This is a genomic window from Dysgonomonas termitidis (assembly GCF_042654545.1).
GTDB lineage: Bacteria > Bacteroidota > Bacteroidia > Bacteroidales > Dysgonomonadaceae > Dysgonomonas > Dysgonomonas termitidis.
Map to the genome: position 1 here is coordinate 36231 of NZ_JBHSGN010000117.1, position 18454 is coordinate 54684.

11 protein-coding genes are annotated in these 18454 nt (G+C 40.0%); 9 read left to right on the forward strand and 2 right to left on the reverse strand.

The genetic code is table 11. The annotated features are described in order from the left end of the window. Positions 1-218 precede the first annotated feature (218 nt). The 7 genes from ACFO6W_RS18960 to ACFO6W_RS18990 all read left to right on the forward strand — a co-directional run bounded on the left by ACFO6W_RS18960 (position 219) and on the right by ACFO6W_RS18990 (position 12996). Positions 219-3305 carry a SusC/RagA family TonB-linked outer membrane protein gene (locus ACFO6W_RS18960; protein WP_379999316.1) on the forward strand — a complete coding sequence of 1029 codons (3087 nt, stop codon included), beginning with the start codon at positions 219-221 and terminating at the stop codon, positions 3303-3305. 19 nt (positions 3306-3324) lie between these two features. Then, positions 3325-5049, forward strand: coding sequence for a RagB/SusD family nutrient uptake outer membrane protein (locus ACFO6W_RS18965; protein WP_379999318.1), 1725 nt, complete (start codon positions 3325-3327; stop codon positions 5047-5049). A 214-nt stretch (positions 5050-5263) separates the two neighbouring features. Further along, positions 5264-6484 (forward strand): glycoside hydrolase family 88 protein, encoded by a 1221-nt coding sequence (locus ACFO6W_RS18970; protein ID WP_379999321.1) that lies wholly within the window; start codon positions 5264-5266, stop codon positions 6482-6484. 133 nt (positions 6485-6617) lie between these two features. After that, entirely contained in the window at positions 6618-8732 is a 2115-nt protein-coding gene (locus ACFO6W_RS18975) for a polysaccharide lyase family 8 super-sandwich domain-containing protein (protein ID WP_379999323.1), read from the forward strand. Between the two features lie 13 nt (positions 8733-8745). Further along, the gene (locus tag ACFO6W_RS18980; protein WP_379999326.1) at positions 8746-10347 is read left to right on the forward strand and encodes a glycoside hydrolase family 28 protein; all 1602 of its coding nucleotides are present in this window, start codon (positions 8746-8748) and stop codon (positions 10345-10347) included. A 112-nt stretch (positions 10348-10459) separates the two neighbouring features. Then, a complete protein-coding gene (locus ACFO6W_RS18985) occupies positions 10460-12715 on the forward strand; it encodes an alpha-L-rhamnosidase-related protein (protein ID WP_379999328.1) in 2256 nt (751 codons plus the stop codon). A gap of 158 nt (positions 12716-12873) precedes the next feature. Continuing rightward, positions 12874-12996 (forward strand): hypothetical protein, encoded by a 123-nt coding sequence (locus ACFO6W_RS18990; RefSeq protein ID WP_379999330.1) that lies wholly within the window; start codon positions 12874-12876, stop codon positions 12994-12996. Positions 12997-13187: 191 nt separating this feature from the next. On the opposite strand, the gene ACFO6W_RS18995 is transcribed toward ACFO6W_RS18990, so the two are convergent. Next, positions 13188-15281, reverse strand: coding sequence for a M3 family metallopeptidase (locus tag ACFO6W_RS18995; protein WP_379999333.1), 2094 nt, complete (start codon positions 15279-15281; stop codon positions 13188-13190). A 143-nt stretch (positions 15282-15424) separates the two neighbouring features. Further along, entirely contained in the window at positions 15425-16063 is a 639-nt protein-coding gene (locus tag ACFO6W_RS19000) for a nitroreductase family protein (RefSeq protein WP_379999335.1), read from the reverse strand. Positions 16064-16344: 281 nt separating this feature from the next. Here ACFO6W_RS19000 and ACFO6W_RS19005 point away from each other — a divergent pair, with 281 nt between their 5' ends. Together ACFO6W_RS19005 and ruvA are read left to right on the forward strand one after the other, a co-directional pair. Then, on the forward strand, positions 16345-17430 hold the full coding sequence (locus tag ACFO6W_RS19005; RefSeq protein ID WP_379999338.1) for an IS110 family RNA-guided transposase: 1086 nt from the start codon (positions 16345-16347) through the stop codon (positions 17428-17430). Between the two features lie 398 nt (positions 17431-17828). Beyond that, entirely contained in the window at positions 17829-18410 is a 582-nt protein-coding gene (gene ruvA / locus ACFO6W_RS19010) for a Holliday junction branch migration protein RuvA (RefSeq protein WP_379999341.1), read from the forward strand. Positions 18411-18454 lie beyond the last annotated feature (44 nt).

An 18454-nucleotide genomic window follows, 5' to 3' on the forward strand; every position in this document is an offset into this window, starting at 1 on the left:
TTTTTATTTCATTGATATAATTAACCAGAATTTAAACTTTACTTAAAAATACGAGCCTATGGAATGATATAAATATTCAAATCTAATTGACTATGAAAAGATAAGTGAAAACCGGCCGCAATACAATCGAACCGGTTTGTAAAAGAAAAATTTAAGTATTAAACACTCTGTGGAATAATCGTAATAAAATCTACAGATTCTATTAACAAAAATCATCTATGAAAAAAAATAAAAAAAGAATACTCTGTTATAGGTGGCTAACTATGCTTCTGACTGTTTGTCTATTCTTCAATTTGGCAAATGCACAGAACGATAAAAGGACGCTCAAGGGAGTTGTTACAGATCCTTCGGGTGAAACCCTGATTGGAGTAACTATAATAGAAATAGGTACAAATAATGGAACAGTTACCGATTTAGATGGTAATTTCACGTTACAGGTAAAAGCCGGAGCAAAGATCAAATTCAGCTACGTGGGTTATAATGCCAATATAGTAACTGTTGGGAATCAATCTACACTAAATATAATAATGGAGCATGGTGCAGGATCGGAACTGGACGAGGTGGTAGTAGTGGGATATGGTGTGGTAAAGAAAAAAGACCTTACCGGATCTGTTGCATCTGTCAATTCACAGAAATTAATGGAAAGTCCCGGACTGACAGTTGCCGAAGCCATGCAAGGTAAAATTCCCGGAATGTTGGTTACAAAAAGTAGCTGGAAGCCGGGAGCGAGTGCTTCGGTTCTTATTCGTGGGACACGATCTATATCAGCGAAGAATGATCCACTATATGTAGTGGATGGTATTCCTGTAACCGGAGCCTTAGACGAAATCCCTCCGGGAGATATAGAATCTGTCGATGTGTTGAAGGATGCTTCGGCCACAGCAATTTATGGCTCTCGTGGAGCAAATGGAGTGATTATCATCACTACCAAAAAAGGAAAAACAGGAAAAGTCCAGGTCGACTATAATGGATACTTTGGTTTCCAAACAATTAAGAATAAATTGGAGTTAATGAATGGAGCAGAGTATGCCGACTATATACGAGAGTCGTATCGCGGGAAAGGTGAATATTCTTCGGCAACGCCTGATAAAACGCTGGACTTTACCATTGCGGCATTTGGCGGTAATCCGACTAAACCTAACGACTCCCCTCTTGATGCATATACATGGCAATCGATCGCAATGGCCTATGATGCCAATGGAAATTACAACCCGTCCAAAATTCGTTCCGGTGCATTGTGGTGGAAAGATGTAGAGCAAACAGGTATCGTAACCGACCATCAGGCAACAGTACGAGGTGGAAATGATAAGACTCAGTTTGCATTGGGTTTGACTTATTTTAGCAATGAAGGGGTATATAAAACACAGCAATACGACAGATATTCGGTTCGTTTGAGTCTCGATACAGAAGTGACCGACTGGCTGAAGATTGGAGGCCAGACACAATTCTCTCATTCGGTGAATAAAAGAGGACGCAATTTTCAAGACGATTGGCGGGTAAATCCGTTAGGGGCATTGTATGATGAAAACGGCAATCTGACAGAATGCACAACAGGTGTTGATGTTCAGTATTGGAATCCTTTGCAGTATTTAGTAAACGGGGCTATAGTGAATCCGCTGAAAGTAAATCGTTTTTTTGGCAGTTATTATGTAGAAGTAAAATTGCCTCTGGATGGCCTGAAATATCGTTTGAATGCAGGTATTGATTATTTTGGAGTTGAAGACAACAGCTTTTCTTCAAGTCTGGCAAATCAAGGTAGGGTGAATAGCGCGAGCAATTCTAAAACAAACACTTATGCATACACCATCGAAAACCTGCTGTTCTATAATAAGGAAATAGGCGAGCACTCGTTTGGAGGAACATTATTGCAGTCGGTAGAGCAAAATCGTAAAGAAAGCCTTAATGCTTCCGTAGAAAATTTACCATCGGATTATTTAACTTATAATGATATTGCATCTGCTCTTACTATCAAGGAAATAGGGAGCAATAATACTGTTGCAAGCTTAGCTTCTTTTATGGGCAGAGTAAATTATAATTATAAGGGGCGTTATTACTTAACTGCTTCAATGCGTTACGATGGATCATCGCGCCTGGCCGATGGACATAAATGGGTTGCTTTCCCTTCTTTTTCATTGGCTTGGCGTATGAATGAAGAATCGTTTTTAAACTATGAAAGCCTGGATAACTTGAAACTGCGTTTTGGATATGGCGTAACTGCAAATCAGTCAGTAGATCCTTATCAGACAAAGGGCTTATTGTCGAAGAAATATTATAATTATGGCAACGATTTGGTGATTGGTTATGCGCCGGGTGACCTGCCTGATAAAAATTTGACATGGGAAACAACAAAGCAATGGAATATTGGCCTTGACTTTGGATTCTTTAAAGGACGCATAAACGGTACTCTGGATATTTATAGTCAAAATACATACGACCTGCTGTTGCACAGGCAGATACCTGCGGTTTCGGGATATAGCCGAACTCTAACTAACATAGGAAAAACCAAAAATACAGGATTGGAGCTGAGTTTGAACACAGTTAATTTAAGCTTGCGCGATTTTCTATGGACTAGTAATTTTACCTATAGTACCAATAAGGAAGAAATTGTAGAGCTCTACAATGGAAAAACAGATGATATAGGTAATAAATGGTTTATAGGTGAAGCTGTGAATACATTCTATGATTATAATAAAATAGGAATCTGGCAAAATACACCCGAAGATTTAGCTGAAATGGCAAAATTCAATACTAATGGGCATAAATTTAAACCGGGTCAGATTAGGGTAGAAGATATCGATAAGGATTATAGAATCAGCGCGGATAAAGATCGGGTAATTATAGGACAAAGAAATCCAAAGCATATCTTTTATCTGGGAAATACGTTTGTATATAAAGGATTTGACCTAAATGTAGTTGCATACTCAACCCTGGGAGGAATGCTGTCTAACAATATTCGTTACAATCATCAATCGGATCGTAATAATAATGTGAAATACGATTATTGGACAGCCACTAATCCGACTAATGCTTATCCACAGCCTGACAGAGGTTTTCAAAACATCGATTATGAATCTTCTCTGTATTACGAAAAATCGGATTTCTTACGATTGAAAACAGTCACATTAGGTTACACTCTTCCTAAAAAACTAATAATAAAAGCTGCTCTATCAAGGTGTCGCATATACTTTACAGCCGAAAACCCATTGTTGTTTACAAACTATTCAGGGATAGATCCAGAGGGTGCAACCGGTTATGCGGCGCCAAGTTTAAGCAGTTGGATACTTGGTCTTAATTTAAGTTTTTAATAGTATATAAAGAAAAAATATGAAGAGCAATAATTATATAAAAACAATCAAAGCATTTTCTATTGCAGCCGGAATATTATTCCTAAGTGTTGGGTGTGATGATTTTTTGGCAGAAAAAGAAGTGCCTCGCATAGGCAATGAGTTTTATAAAACTAAACAAGGAGTACTTTCTGCAGTTGATGCTACATATAGCTATATGCGTTACGGAGTAGGGGGCGAATTTACAAACCTGTTTACCGAACTGGGTACTGACCTGATCGTTGGAGCGGTAGGAGGCATATCAAAACCAACTGATTCTTACAATTCCGGATTAAATCCAGCTTGGGAAAATCTCCATAATTGGTGGGAAAATAATTACAAAGCAATTAATATCACTAACGAAGTACTGCAAGCATTACCCGAAATAGAAGGCATGTCGGAGTCCGAAAAGAGACAATGTACCTCAGAAATGCGGTTTTTCAGAGGATACTATTATTTCGACTTGGTGCAGCAATTTGGAAGTATTCCTTTGGTAACAGTGGCAGATCCGGTCTCGGTAAGGACAGATTTTAAACGTGCACCGGTTAGTAATATCTATAATCAGATTATTTCGGATTTGCGTTATGCTGAAGAAAATCTGAATGAAACAGCAACTGAAAAAAAAGGGAAAGCGACAAAATATGCAGCAGCCCACTTGTTGGCCAAAGTATATTTGACCCGTGGCAGTGCGGTTGCTGAGCAAAGAGGTCAACAAACGACCGATATGGATAGTACCTTATATTATGCCCGAAAAGTGATCGGCAATACAAAATATGCCTTATTAGACAACTTTTCGGATTTATGGGATATTGATAATATGGGAAACAAGGAAGTAATTTTTTCAGTCCAGTTTACTTACGATCTTATTTATAATGGGGGGGGGAATTATGGGCATTTATACTGGTGTTCGTCGTACGAAAGTGTCCCGGGAATGGTCCGTGATATAGCTAATGGCAGACCTTGGGGATTTCACCGTCCGACCAATAAAGTAATGTTCGAATTGTTTGACCGCAAAAATGACTCTCGCTTTTATAAAAGTTTTCGTTGGGTAAATTATGCAAATAAAGCGGAAAAAGGTTTGGCAATAGGTGATACAGCAATATATTACAGCCTGAATGCACCAAAACCGGGAAGTACGCATAAATATACTTACTTTCAGTGGAACAAGGAAGATGAGACTAAGAACAATGACAGATATCCTTCGCTAATCAAGCATTTTGATCCTAAGCGTGCTACAGTAGCAGAACAGAGGGGTTCACGCGAATGGGTGCGTATGCGTTTGGGCGAGACATATCTGATAGCTGCCGAAGCCGCAGGTCGAAAAGGGGATTATACCACAGCCATAACCTATATTAATAAATTACGCGAACGCGCTGCCTGGAAAGCAGATGAGGCAAAATATCCTCAATATTGGATAGAAGAAGGGGGGGAGGAAGGAGATACAAATTCGACCTTTCCATTAATCAAAGTAACCGAGAACGATATAAAGACCAATTTCGTAGATTTTATGTTGGATGAGCGGGGACGTGAGTTGCTTGGCGAATATTATCGTTGGGAAGATCTTGTACGTTGCGAAAAGTTGGTGGAATATGTCACTAAGTGGAATGCTACAGCTGCCAGAAACATCAAAGACTATCACAGAGTACGCCCTATTCCACAAAAACATATCGACCGGTTGAATCCTAGAGGTCCTATAGAGGAAGAACAAAATAAAGGTTACTTCTAACAGCTATTATTGCCTTGTTATTGATATTATAGCAAGATAAGTGTCTTATCAGACCCAGATTACGAACCGCATGAGAAATGTCTCTCTTGTATATTGGAAAATGATACCGTAGCATTACGGATGGCTCATTATCCCTCAATAATATATTAATAAGAAGGTATGGCGAGTGTAAAAAACTCTTCATACCTTTATGTAAAACAAACTCTTTTTCATTATGAAAATATTAAAACATTTGCTTGTTTTTTTTATAGTAAACCTTATTATATTACCACTTTCAATACCAATACATGCCCAGCCGGGCAAGAACATAGAGAAAAGTTCCTTTAATGCCGCCAGACAATTAAATAATGCTACTGTTCAATACCGACACATGATAAAAAAACTGAACGAATCGGGTAAAGATCAATTTCCCAGAACCAATAATCCATATTTGCAGCGTTTGCAAACATCTAATTCTAGTTGGTGGTGCAGTGGATTCTATCCCGGTACATTATTTTATCTGTACGAAGAGATGGGCAAGAAGGAGCTATACGACGAAGGTTTGCGTATGCTGAAACTGTTAGAAAAAGAACAATTCAATACCGAAACACACGACATAGGCTTTATGATGTATTGCAGCTATGGTAATGCCAACCGCATATCGCCAAAACCTGAATACAAGGGAATATTGATAAACAGCGCTAAATCACTTATCACACGTTTCAATCCGAAAGTAGGTTGTATAAAATCACACAACCGCGAACCCGAAGATTTTATTGTCATAATAGATAATATGATGAATCTTGAATTGCTCTTTTGGGCAACTCAAGTAACTGGCGATAGTACTTATTATAACATTGCCGTTACGCATGCCAATACGACTATGAAAAACCATTTCAGAACAGACAACAGTTTGTATCATGGAATCAATTATCATCCCGAAACAGGTAAAATTGTTTACTATCAGGGAGGGCAAGGCTATTCCCAAACATCAGCATGGTCGCGCGGACAGTCATGGGGGTTGTATGGCTTCACGATGATGTATCGTTTTACCAAAGACCAAAAATATCTGGATACGGCAATCAAAATAGCAGAATTCCAATTCAACCATCCCAGTATGCCTCAAGACCTGATACCGTACTGGGACTTTAACGCTCCTGATATACCGGATTCTTTGTGTGATGCATCGGCGGCGGCTATTAATTGCTCGGGATTGCTGGAACTGGCGCAATATGTATCCCCGGCACTTTCCCAAAAATATGAGAACTATGCAAAAAAAATACTTATAGCGTTATCGTCGCCTAAGTATACGGCTCGCCCAAACACCAATGGAGGATTTATTCTTATGCACTCGGTAGGTAATATTCCGGCAATGACCGAATTGGATGTCCCGCTTACTTACGCCGATTATTATTATGTAGAAGCATTGAAGCGTTATAGAGACCTGAATAAATAAGGTTGCAGACCTCTTTTATAGCTTTACATACGCTTTGCTCCGGTGAATATTTTTAGTATGTATAACATTATGAGATAGTTATTCTATAAAAACATATCGTTAAATACTTTATATTATTTAAAAATCTTTTTTGATGCAAAATAAAATTATATCTCTGGGTCTTTTTTTGTTATTTACCGTTTTTGTAGCGGCTCAACAGCAGGATATAGACCTGATTACCGGACGTCTTGTCGATCAACATCTGCAAGGCAGTTACAGTCCACAACAGGTGAACCAGTACATGAGCAGCATAAAAGCCGATGGCAGCTGGAGTGATGTAGACTATGACGCCGTGGTCCGGGAGTTTCCTTCCGGCCCTCACCTCGAACGTCTCGTGCAAATGGCGCTAGCATACCGAAAAACAGGTTCTGAGTTTTCCAATTCTAAGTTTTTGTTGGATAAGATCCTTTTGGGAATCGATTATTATTTCAAAAAACACCCACGTTCTACCAATTGGTGGTGGAACGAAATAGGCGGGCCGCAAAATTATATGGCGGTACTCATCTTATTAAAAGGAAAAATCGAAAAGGAAAAATTACATCATTATTCATCTTATCTGGAAGATAGAACATCTAATGCAGCACATAAAGGGAAAAACCGGACTTGGATATCGTCTATCACCATGCACAAGGGTTGTATCGAAGATAATTATCAATTGATTTCCATCAGCTTCAACTCCATCGCTTCTACCATCATCATCGCCGACAGTAAAATGGTGGAGGGAATGAAAATAGATAACAGCATACATCAACATCGGCCACAGCTATATTCGGGCGGGTATGGAATGTCTTTTATGAGCGATCTTGCTCAATTTATCCATTTGTCACGTCAGACATCTTTTGCCCAACTGTTCACTCCCGAAAAAATGGAGATATTCAGGCAAACCATGTTGGGTGGACAGCAAATATTCGGTTACAGGAGAACTTATGATTTTGGTACCGAAGGACGTAATATCAGCCGTGTGGGGCATATGACCAACATATCGCCTGGCGTATTGGAACTGATGGCTGTGATAGATTCCGCAAATGCTCCGGCATACGATGCTTGGCGTAGACATTTAGATGGCGCTCCTTTTCCGCAGGTGGGCAACAAATTTTTTTGGAATTCGGCTATTATGACATATCATGGTGGCAATTATTACTTGTCGGCCAAAGTGATCTCGACCCGAACTAATGGGACCGAAATGCTGAACGGTGAAAACCTGAAAGGCTACAATTTGCCTTTGGGTACCACCAATATACTGACATCCGGGAAAGAATATTTCGATATCTTTCCTGTTTGGAACTGGGCGCGCATCCCAGGCACTACGGTACTGGCCAATCAGGACTCTACACGGTTGGAAGGATATCATTTCGGCACTAATAAGTTTGCGGGAGGAGTTAGCAACGGCAAAAATGGAGTACTGGCATATGAGCACCACTATAGAGGAGTGCAGGCAAAAAAAGCATACTTTTTTGCAGGCGACGCCATGTTATGTTTAGGTGCGGGCATTTCGTCTGTTGCACCAGACAAGGTAGAGACTACCCTGAATCAATGTTTTGCTAATGGCGATGTATTTTATTCAGAAAATGGGAAAGTCCAAAAATTAGATAATACTGGAAAGACCTCATCTCATATAGACTGGGTGCATCACGATAATGTCGGGTATATCTTTCCGCAAGCGTCAAACTGTGTCATACAAAGTACCGACCAAAAAGGTTCGTGGCAAATGATAAGAGATTTAGGCGATGAGGAAGAATTGACCGAAAAGGTGTTTAGCCTGTGGGTAGATCATGGCAACAAACCACAAAATAGCAGTTACGCCTATATCGTGATGCCCGATGTTTCGATATCCAATTTTGAGCAAAAGGCTAAACAGCATGGCTTCGAGGTACTGGAAAATACCAGTCGGTTGCAAGTAGTAAGGAATAAGGAAGCGGGCTCCTGTATGATTGTTTTTTATTCGCCGGGAACAGCGACGTTGGCAAAAGGCTTCCGGATTACTGCCGATAAACCGGCTATGGTGCTTTTGGAAGGAAAAGACGAAGAATACCAGATCTCGGTATCCGACCCCTTATACGAAGCCAGAGAAATTACTTTAAACGTGAGTAAAAAACTAAATGGGCCGGGAGCTACGGTTCTGGAAAAACAGACCGCAATTAAAATAGAGCTTCCTCAGGGAGAATATGCCGGTAGCATTGTGGACCGGAAATTTAATCTTATAAAATAATATACAGTAAAGCATGAAGAAAATCTGTTCGATCCTTATTTTATCTATGGTTGTTCTATGGCAATCGTGCGCCAACAAGACCGGCTTCAATGTGAAAAATTACGGGGCTGTAGGCGATGGGGCTACCATAAACACGCAGGCCATTCAGAAAGCTGTTGACGAGTGCCATAGCAAAGGCGGAGGCACTGTAATTATTCCCGAAGGAGTGTATATATCAGGAACATTGTATATGAAAGACAATGTGAACTTGCATCTCGAAGAGAGAGCCATACTAAAGGGCAGTGCTTCTTTCAGTGACTATCCCGACAATAAAGTGAAATACATAAACTCATTTACGCATCCACCGGGAAAAGAGTTTGGTTGCAAGGCTCTTATTTTTGCCGAAGGAGTGCGCAATGTGTCCGTTACAGGAAAGGGAACAATTGATGGAAATGGAGACAACCCTGCATTCCAACTGGGTAACGACTCAAGTCCGGAAAGCCGTAAACGCCCCTGTATGCTTCTGTTTATTGATAGCAAAAACATAAAAGTGCATGGCCTCCATTTGCGTAATTCGGCTTATTGGTTACAAAATTATTTGGGTTGTGATACCTTGCATCTGAAAGGGTTGAATATTTACAATCACACCAATTTTAATCAAGACGCTATGGATATTGATGCCAATAATGTATTGGTAGAGGATTGCAATATAGATGCTGATGATGATGGTATCTGCCTGAAAAGCCATGACCCGAACCGTATTGTAGAAAATGTAACAGTACGTAACTGTACTATTGCTACCAATTGCAATGCAGTGAAATTCGGTACAAAATCGGATGGTGGATTCAGAAATATCAATATCTCTAATTGCTTCATCAAAAAAGCATCGGAAGACAATATGCGCAAATGGCAAGAGAATCTGAAATTTATAGAATTGCCTACTACTGTAATTTCGGGTATTGCTTTAGAGTCGGTAGATGGTGGCATGGTAGATAATGTGACAGTCTCGGATATCACTATGCAAGATGTACAAACTCCTATTTTTGTGATAATGGGGCGTCGCAATGCGGGGCAGGCAGGTAATCAAGACTTCTATAATTCGGAGAAAAACGGATTAGAACCGTCTTTGAAGGTAGGCCGGGTTTCTAACCTCACTCTCCGCAACATTACGGCTATTAGCCACAGCAAAATGACCAGCTCGATAAGCGCGGTCCAGGGTTACTATGTAGAAAATGTGACATTGGAAAATATAAAAATAAGTACTATGGGCGATGGGACAAAAGCCGAGGCTGATGCTCCTTTGCCGGAATACGCAGGCTCATACCCCGAAAATCGTATGTATGGTTTTGTATATCCATCAAGCGGATTATTCTTGCGCCATATAAAAAATGTGACGTTAAAAAATATCGACTTATCAGTCAGAAAAGAAGATTTCCGCCCATCGGTTATTTTAGACGATGTGCATAAGATAAGCATAGACAATCTTATGGCGGCGCCTCCGGCAGGAAATCAGCCGATATTCAAGATAATAAACAGTACCGCCATAGATTTATCTAATACTAAAACTGGCACCAATCCTTTGGCTGTTCTTGCAGGAACAGATAAAAAGGAGGTGACAGGTAATCACGATCGTTGATACTATAACATGCCGATTTTTGTAAAAAATATTGACCGGTGATTTAAAATCAAAATTTAATTTATTTTTATATATGCGCTTATTGTCTATTTCCTTCATATTCTTTTTGTCTGTGCTGCTTGTGAAACCTCAGGCTCCTACCAATCTGACAACAGATTTATTAGAACATACCGACAGAGTATTTTTAGATGGCTATCTCACTACCATGTCTTTGTCTGATATAGATTCGGCTATAGAGCATTATCAAATAGCAGCAGTGCGCAGCGCACAGCCTTGTTTTGGGTGGGTGGTAAATAGTAAAATGCCTAACGCTTTACAAGTCGCATACCGCCTGGAGGTGGCTTCGTCTAAGGAAATATTGGAAGCGGGTAGGGCGGATGTATGGACTAGTGGAACAGTAGCAAGCGAAAACTCTGTTGCAGTTGAGTATAAAGGTGCTCCTCTTCAACCGTCAAAAGTTTATTTTTGGAGAGTGAAAACTTGGGATAATCATGGAAATGAAAGTCCGTTTTCGGTCATAAAGCCCTTTATGACCGCTTCGGAACTGGATGGTAAAACAACACAATATCCACTTCAAATCACCGACGAATATCCTGTCGATATAAATAAGACCGGAAACCAAAATACTTTTATTGATTTTGGAAAAGCGGCATTTGGAAGATTAAAATTAACGTTGGCTTCCGAAAATGGTGAAGATACAATCACTATACGATTGGGGGAGCGGAGCAAAGATGGGTTAATTGATAGAAACCCCGGAGGATATATCCGATACACCGAGTATAAGTTGCCACTGATGGCAGGAATTCATTCTTACACAATCAAATTCAGGCCTGACGAGAGAAACACAAGTAAGAAAAAGAACGAAAGTAATACAGACCCGGTCTACATGCCCGATTATATAGGAGAGGTTTATCCGTTCCGCTATTGCGAAATAGATAACTACTCTTATCCATTAACCGGCAAGAGTGTGATGCGTCAAAGTGTTCATTATCCTTTTAATGACATGGCGGCTTATTTTCATTCTTCAGATTCTGTTCTGAATCAGGTATGGGAACTATGCAGGTATTCGATAAAAGCAACCTCTTTTATGGGTACTTATATTGATGGCGATAGGGAACGTATAGCATACGAAGCAGATGCGCTTATAAATCAGCTTGGACATTATGCTGTAGACAGGGAATATACTATGGCGCGCCATACGCACGAATATCTTCTATATACTCCGACATGGCCTACCGAATGGAGTCTTCAATCGGTTTTAATGTCTTGGTATGACTATATGTATACCGGGAACAAAGCCTCTCTCGAACGTTATTACAATGACCTGAAAGCTAAAACATTGATGGCGTTGAAAGAGGACAATGGATTAATATCCACGAAAACCGGAAAACTAACTGAGGAATTTAATAAGAGTATACATTTCAAAGGAAAATCTATAAGGGATATCGTAGACTGGCCTCAGTCGGGAATTATCGGCGATGAGAAAGAAAATCCTGGTGAAGCTGATGGGTATGTGTTAACTGATTATAATACAGTAGTGAACGCGTTTCATTACGAAGCTGTGAGAGTGATGGGTATGATAGCCGGAGTATTAGGACATAAGGCAGATCTAGAGTATTGTGCAGCAGAAGCACAACAGATAAAGAAGCAATTTAACCAATTGCTGTTCGACCCCAAGAAGGGTTATTACAAGGATGGTATAGACACAGATCATAGTTCTTTGCATGCGAATATGTTTCCGATGGCTTTTAATATGGTTCCAGACAAAAATGTGACGCAAGTTGCAGATTTTATTAAATCCAGGAAAATGGCGTGCAGTGTCTACGGTTCGCAATTTTTGTTAGATGCTATGTACAATGCGCATGCTGCAGAGCATGCTCTACAACTACTTACTTCGACTAAAGAGCGTAGCTGGTACAATATGATAAGAGCTGGTTCTACAATTACATTGGAAGCATGGGACGACAAATATAAACCCAATTTAGACTGGAATCATGCATGGGGGGCGGCTCCAGCCAACCTGATACCAAGAAAATTGATGGGTATTGAACCTATTGAACCCGGATTTAAAAAGATACGCATCAAACCGCAGCCGGCACATCTGCGTGAAGCATCAATAAAAGTTCCTTCCATAAGAGGAGATGTGATAGTATCGTTTGTAAATAATTTGCAAGAACGTTTCTTGATGGATGTCCGGATTCCCGCTAATATGGAGGCAGAGGTATGGCTTCCGTATATAACAAAAGGATATAGGCTGGAGGTGGATGGGCTGAAGCAGAAAGGCGAATCAGTGAATGGTTTTGTAAAAGTAAATATAGGCTCGGGTAAGCATACTTTGGTGATTTTGGGAGCAACCAGCCGGCAATAAGTTTCGTTATATTGTTACAGGTACCGCCTTATGCTAAAAAATCTTCTACAATATATATGTGTCTATATGAATGTATTAATAATGCGAATCAGTAGTTGAGTTTTAACGATCTATTCTTCTGACGCTCCTGCGGGCTTGTTTTATTAAACGTTGCCTTGATGCAAAAGTTACAAAAAATCAAGGCTACACCTCCTTCGGCGACCCAAAACCGTAAGTTGAAGCGGGGCGCAAAAGCGTTTTTGTTTCCTTTTGCGGCCTGGGCAGGAAGTAACCTCGTATAAAAATTTGTGTTCTTTGTGATCAAACCTTTTTTGCCACAAAGAACACAAAGAAAAAGTATTAAGGACACAAATATTCGATTGTGTTATACTGATAAAGAATTGATTATATATTTTTCTTATATCCAGCTCACGTAAATATTGATATACAGCCTGTTACTCTTAAAGAGGATTATCCCTGTATATAAATTCTGTTATTTTTTCACGCCATTGCGAATCAACAATGCATCCACAGACGGTTCTTGTCCTCTGAATTTGACATACAGGCTCATCGGTTCTTCTGTATTTCCTCTTTCAAGGATATTTTTACGGAACGATTCTGCTGTTTCCTTGTTGAAAATACCGGTTTCCCTGAATAAGGCGAAAGCATCGGCATCGAGTACCTCAGCCCATTTATAGCCATAGTATCCGGCTGCGTATCCACCCGAGAATATATGACCGAATGAAGGAGACATTGCACTCCCATCTACCAGTGGCAGGAGAGCGGTTTTAGCCATTGCTTTACGTTCAAAGTCGATCACATCGCCTGTATAGGGCTGAGTAAGCGTATGCCAGGCCATATCCAGATATCCGAACGATAATTGGCGATAGCACAGGTAACCTGCATTATAGTTAGCAGCATCCACCAGTTTCTTTACCAGTCCGGCGGGAATTTTCTCTCCCGTTTTGTAATGTACGGCAAACTTATCCAGATATTCTTTTTCTGTCAGCCAGTTTTCCATTATCTGAGATGGAAGTTCCACAAAATCGTGTAAGACATTCGTGCCGGATAAAGATTCGTAAGTGCATTTTGTAAGCATGCCATGCAACGCGTGCCCGAATTCATGCAGGAATGTTTCTACTTCATCAAATGTAAGCAGGGCGGGATCTGTACCCGCCGGACGGGTAAAGTTCATTACAATAAGCACCTGCGGGCGGGAATCCTTACCTTTCTCTATGTATTGTCCTTTAAATTCTGTCATCCACGCGCCTTGTCTCTTTCCTTCGCGCGGATGGAAATCCGTATAAAGCACAGAAAGAAAGCTTCCTTTTTCGTCTAATACATCAAAAGCTTCTACTTCAGGATGATAAACCGGTATTTTCGTATTCTTTCTGAATGTGATGCCATACAAATCGGTAGCCAGGCCGAATACGCCTTTCTTTACATTTTCCAGTTCGAAGTATGGGCGTACCAGTTCGTCACTGACACTATATTTGGCATCTTTCAGTTTTTCGGAATAGTACGACCAGTCCCAAGGCTGAAGATCTATATCTTTATTTTCCATACCGACAGCGAAGCCTTCGACCATTTTCACATCTTCGCGGGCTGCTTTAGTATAGGCATCGAACAGATTGTCAAGTAGTTCATATACGTGTTTCTTATCCTTAGCCATTTTGTTACGCAATACATAAGTTGCATAATCGGAATAACCCAGCAGATTGGCGATTTCCATACGGATTTTGGCTATTCCTTTTACATTTTCCTGATTGTCGAATTCGCCGCCTGCGGCACATTGGGTCGTATATGCCTTATATAGCTTTTCCCGCAGATCGCGGCGTGAAGAGTATTTCATAAATGCAATATAGCTGGGAGCCGACAAGTCGAATAGCCATCCTTCCTTGTCCTTTGACTTGGCTTTAGCTTCAGCAGCATCCAAAGCCATTTTAGGAAGTCCGGCAAGATCTGCTTTATCGGTCAGCAGCATTTCGAATTTGTTGTTCTCTTTCAACGCATTTTGTCCGAAAGTCAGAGTTAATTGGCTCAATTTGGAAGATAATTCCTTATAGGTATCCCTGTCTTTGCCTGTGAGTGTGGCTCCTCTGTTTTCGAATCCCTGATATGTTTTTTCCACCAGACGGATCTGCTCAGGATTAAGGTTGGATTCGAACCGTTTGTCATATACAGCTTTCACTTTCTGAAACAACCCTTCGTTAAGGTTTATTTCATTTGAGTGTGCCGAAAGCTTCGGTTGCACCCGTTGCGCTATTTGTAGCATTTCGTCATTACTTTCCGCACTTAGCAGGTTGAAGAACACTGATGTCACACGGGATAGAAGTTTACCCGATTCATCCAGCGGTACTATTGTATTCTCAAAAGTAGGGACAGCCCTGATCATTACTATCTTGTTTATTTCCATAGTATGGTCTTTAATACCTTTCTCTATGGCAGGTTCGTAATGTTCGTTTTTTATTTTGTCGAACGGGGGAGTATCGTAAGGCGTTTTGTACGCCGAAAAGAACGGGTTTTGAGCTTGAATTGTTGTCATCGCTGTTATTAATAATAAAATAGATAATATGAGTTTTTTCATATAAATCAGGGTTTTTAAAGTTAATAAGTAATAGATAGAATTTAATAATATATTTTCTGTAAAATTTAAGCAGTTACTAAACAGGTCTGTGACCTTAACCGTGTTGTAAACTGTTTTACTTTATAGTTTGTTCACTGCACAAATTATTTCCATTGAGCAACTTCATTTACAGAGAAACGAACTGTATCTTTACTATCCTCTGCGGCTTTCCCTATAGATAAGAGTAATACAGGAATATATCGCTTAGGGTCAAGATTTAGGGTTTCGGTCAGTTCTTTACGCAAAAATCCGCCTATGGGATTGGTGTCATAGCCGTAATTTTTGGCGGCAAGCATCAGCTGCATTGCCACAAAGCCGCAGTCAAGTAAGATGGAATTTCTTAGTCTTTCCTCAGTATAACCGGTGCCATAGCCGTTTATGATTTCCAGCATTTTATCTTTGTGTTCCTGTGCCATCAAGTCATATTCCACATTGGCCGACAGTATTTTATCGGCAGAGGAATAATTGTCCATATCACCATAGATGGCTATTATGGCAGACGAAGTTTCCCATTGCAGCTGGTTAAACATCATATATGGCTTTATCAGTTCTTTACCTTCTTCGCTGTCGAAAATGAAAAAACGCCAGGGTTGGAGGTTGAATGACGAGGGCGCAGTCATTGCATCTTGGAGGATATCGGACATTTCCTCTTTACTGATTTTTATAGACGGGTCATATTTTCTGATTGAAGTGCGTTCTGTAAACAGATTGTTGGCCTGATTATTAACTTTCTTTAATTGCATAGCTCTCTTTTGGGATTAATAGACTCAGGCAAAGGTATAAAAACTAATCTAAAAACTTTATCTTTGCCCATTAAATAAGATATTTGCGGAGATTGAAGAGTCTGAAAAAGTTCTTTGCCGGGATATACTTTTTTTAATGTTTTTTCGTTATTAATTAACCAGTGTAATATAATAGTTCCTATGTTTAAAATCGGAAGCGACGGATAGGTAGCGAAGAAATAAGCTATACCATTTTAGTTAACTTTATTTTGAAAAGAAGTTTAACTTAAACAATATAGCTTATGAGAACAACACAAAGAAAAGGATTGGATTTCAAAGGACAAAATATTTATGTAGGAATTGATGTCCATTTGAAGAGTTGGTCGGTAACGGTGTTATCAGAAAATTCAGTCCTGAAAAAGTTCAGTCAGTCACCCGATGCAGGAGCATTGTTCAGGTTTTTATCAGCAAATTATCCGGGAGCGAGTTATCACTCGGTTTACGAAGCGGGATTTAGTGGATTTTGGATACATCGCCAATTAGTGAAGTTTGGAATCACGAATATAGTCGTTAATCCGGCAGATGTACCGACTATGAGTAAAGAGAAATTGCGAAAGACAGATTCTGTTGATAGCAGTAAACTAGCCAGAGAATTACGGTCAGGAAGCTTAAAAGGTATTTATGTTCCTGATGATGTGATGCTGGAAATGCGATCTTTGATAAGGTTAAGAAACACAATTGTAAAAGACAGTACACGCCAGAAGAACCGTATAAAGTCCCTGTTGCGTTTTCACGGCATAGAGATTCCGGATCAGTTCATGCGTCATTCTGTGGGTAACTGGTCCAAGCATTTTCTCAAATGGCTGGCAGAGGTAGAGCTATCTACCCAATACGGCAGACAAGCATTGAATTTGCATATTGATCAGTTTATTCGTCTTCGGGCAATGTTATTGCAGCAGACAAGGATTATACGCAGCATATCTCGCAGTGAAGCATTTACAGAATCAATAAGTTTGCTGACATCTGTACCTGGCATAGGCATAACTACAGGTATTACATTCCTGCTTGAAATAGATGATATCAGTCGCTTTGGCAGTGCAGATCAACTTGCCTCTTATGTGGGATTGATCCCCATGTGTCATTCTAGTGGAGACAAAGAAGGGATTGGAGATATAACGGTTCGTAAACATGCCATCTTGCGATGTTATATTATTGAAGCTGCCTGGATTGCCGTAAGGAAAGACCCTGCTATGACATTGGCTTATGAAGGATATAGAAAGAGAATGAATCCTCAAAAAGCGATTGTCAAAATAGCCCGCAAGTTAGTGAATAGAATATTTTTCGTACTTAAACGCAGACGGTTATATGTGCCATGTATTGTCAAATAAAGCATAATCTTATAGATAAACAGCTTTTTCATGAGAGATAACACTACATAACTCTTGCAGCTTTGAAGTCTGCTCAAATTAGAATGTGACTCTCACCTACAGTAAACTGATAGAGGAACTTGCAGCTCTCACTAGTGGGTAGTCTGCTATGGAAAGGCTGTTTACAATAGGATTTATTATTAGGTTTTTTTAGCCATATGGACAGTATCAGTAATAGAAAAGAGAGGCGATGATACGCCTCCCTAAGTAGCATTACTGCGTACCGTCAGGATGTTTATTGCTGACAAGTTGCTCCCCAGCAGAGCTTGTTTCCTCTTAACATCCTGATATAAAAGTAAAAAATAAAAGTTAAGTAAAATAATTGTCCAAGTTTATTTGGATTTTAAATGGAAAGAGTTATGATTGACTATATAAAAGGTGAAATCACGGAATTAACCCCGGCCTCAGTCACCCTTGAAACCTATGGCGTAGGATATTTTATAAGTATATCGTTGAATACATATTCGAACCTGACCGGCAGGAAAAGTGCACAACTTTTCATTTACGAAGCTATAAGAGAAGATGCTCACCAGTTATTTGGATTCTTTGATAAACAGGAACGTGAGTTGTTTATGCTGTTAATCAGTGTATCCGGTATCGGAGCCAGTACCGGGCGTATGATATTATCTTCGATGAGTACACAGGAACTTGCAAATGTTATTGCTTCAGGCAATTCAGATATGTTGAAGACAGTGAAAGGTATTGGATTAAAGACGGCCCAACGTGTAATTGTAGATCTGAAAGATAAAATAAAAGTGAGCGGAATAGAACAGGTCGATATGTTTACGTCGGGGCATCCGTCGGGAGAAGAAGCTGTGGCTGCATTGGTTATGCTGGGATTTACCCAGCAGGCATCCCAGAAAGTAGTAGCTAAGATATTAAAGGATAAGGCTGATAGCACAGTTGAGCAGATTATAAAGACAGCGTTGAAGATGCTCTGAGCCTGTAGTGTATTTTAACTTGACAAGGCAATAAATAGGTTTGG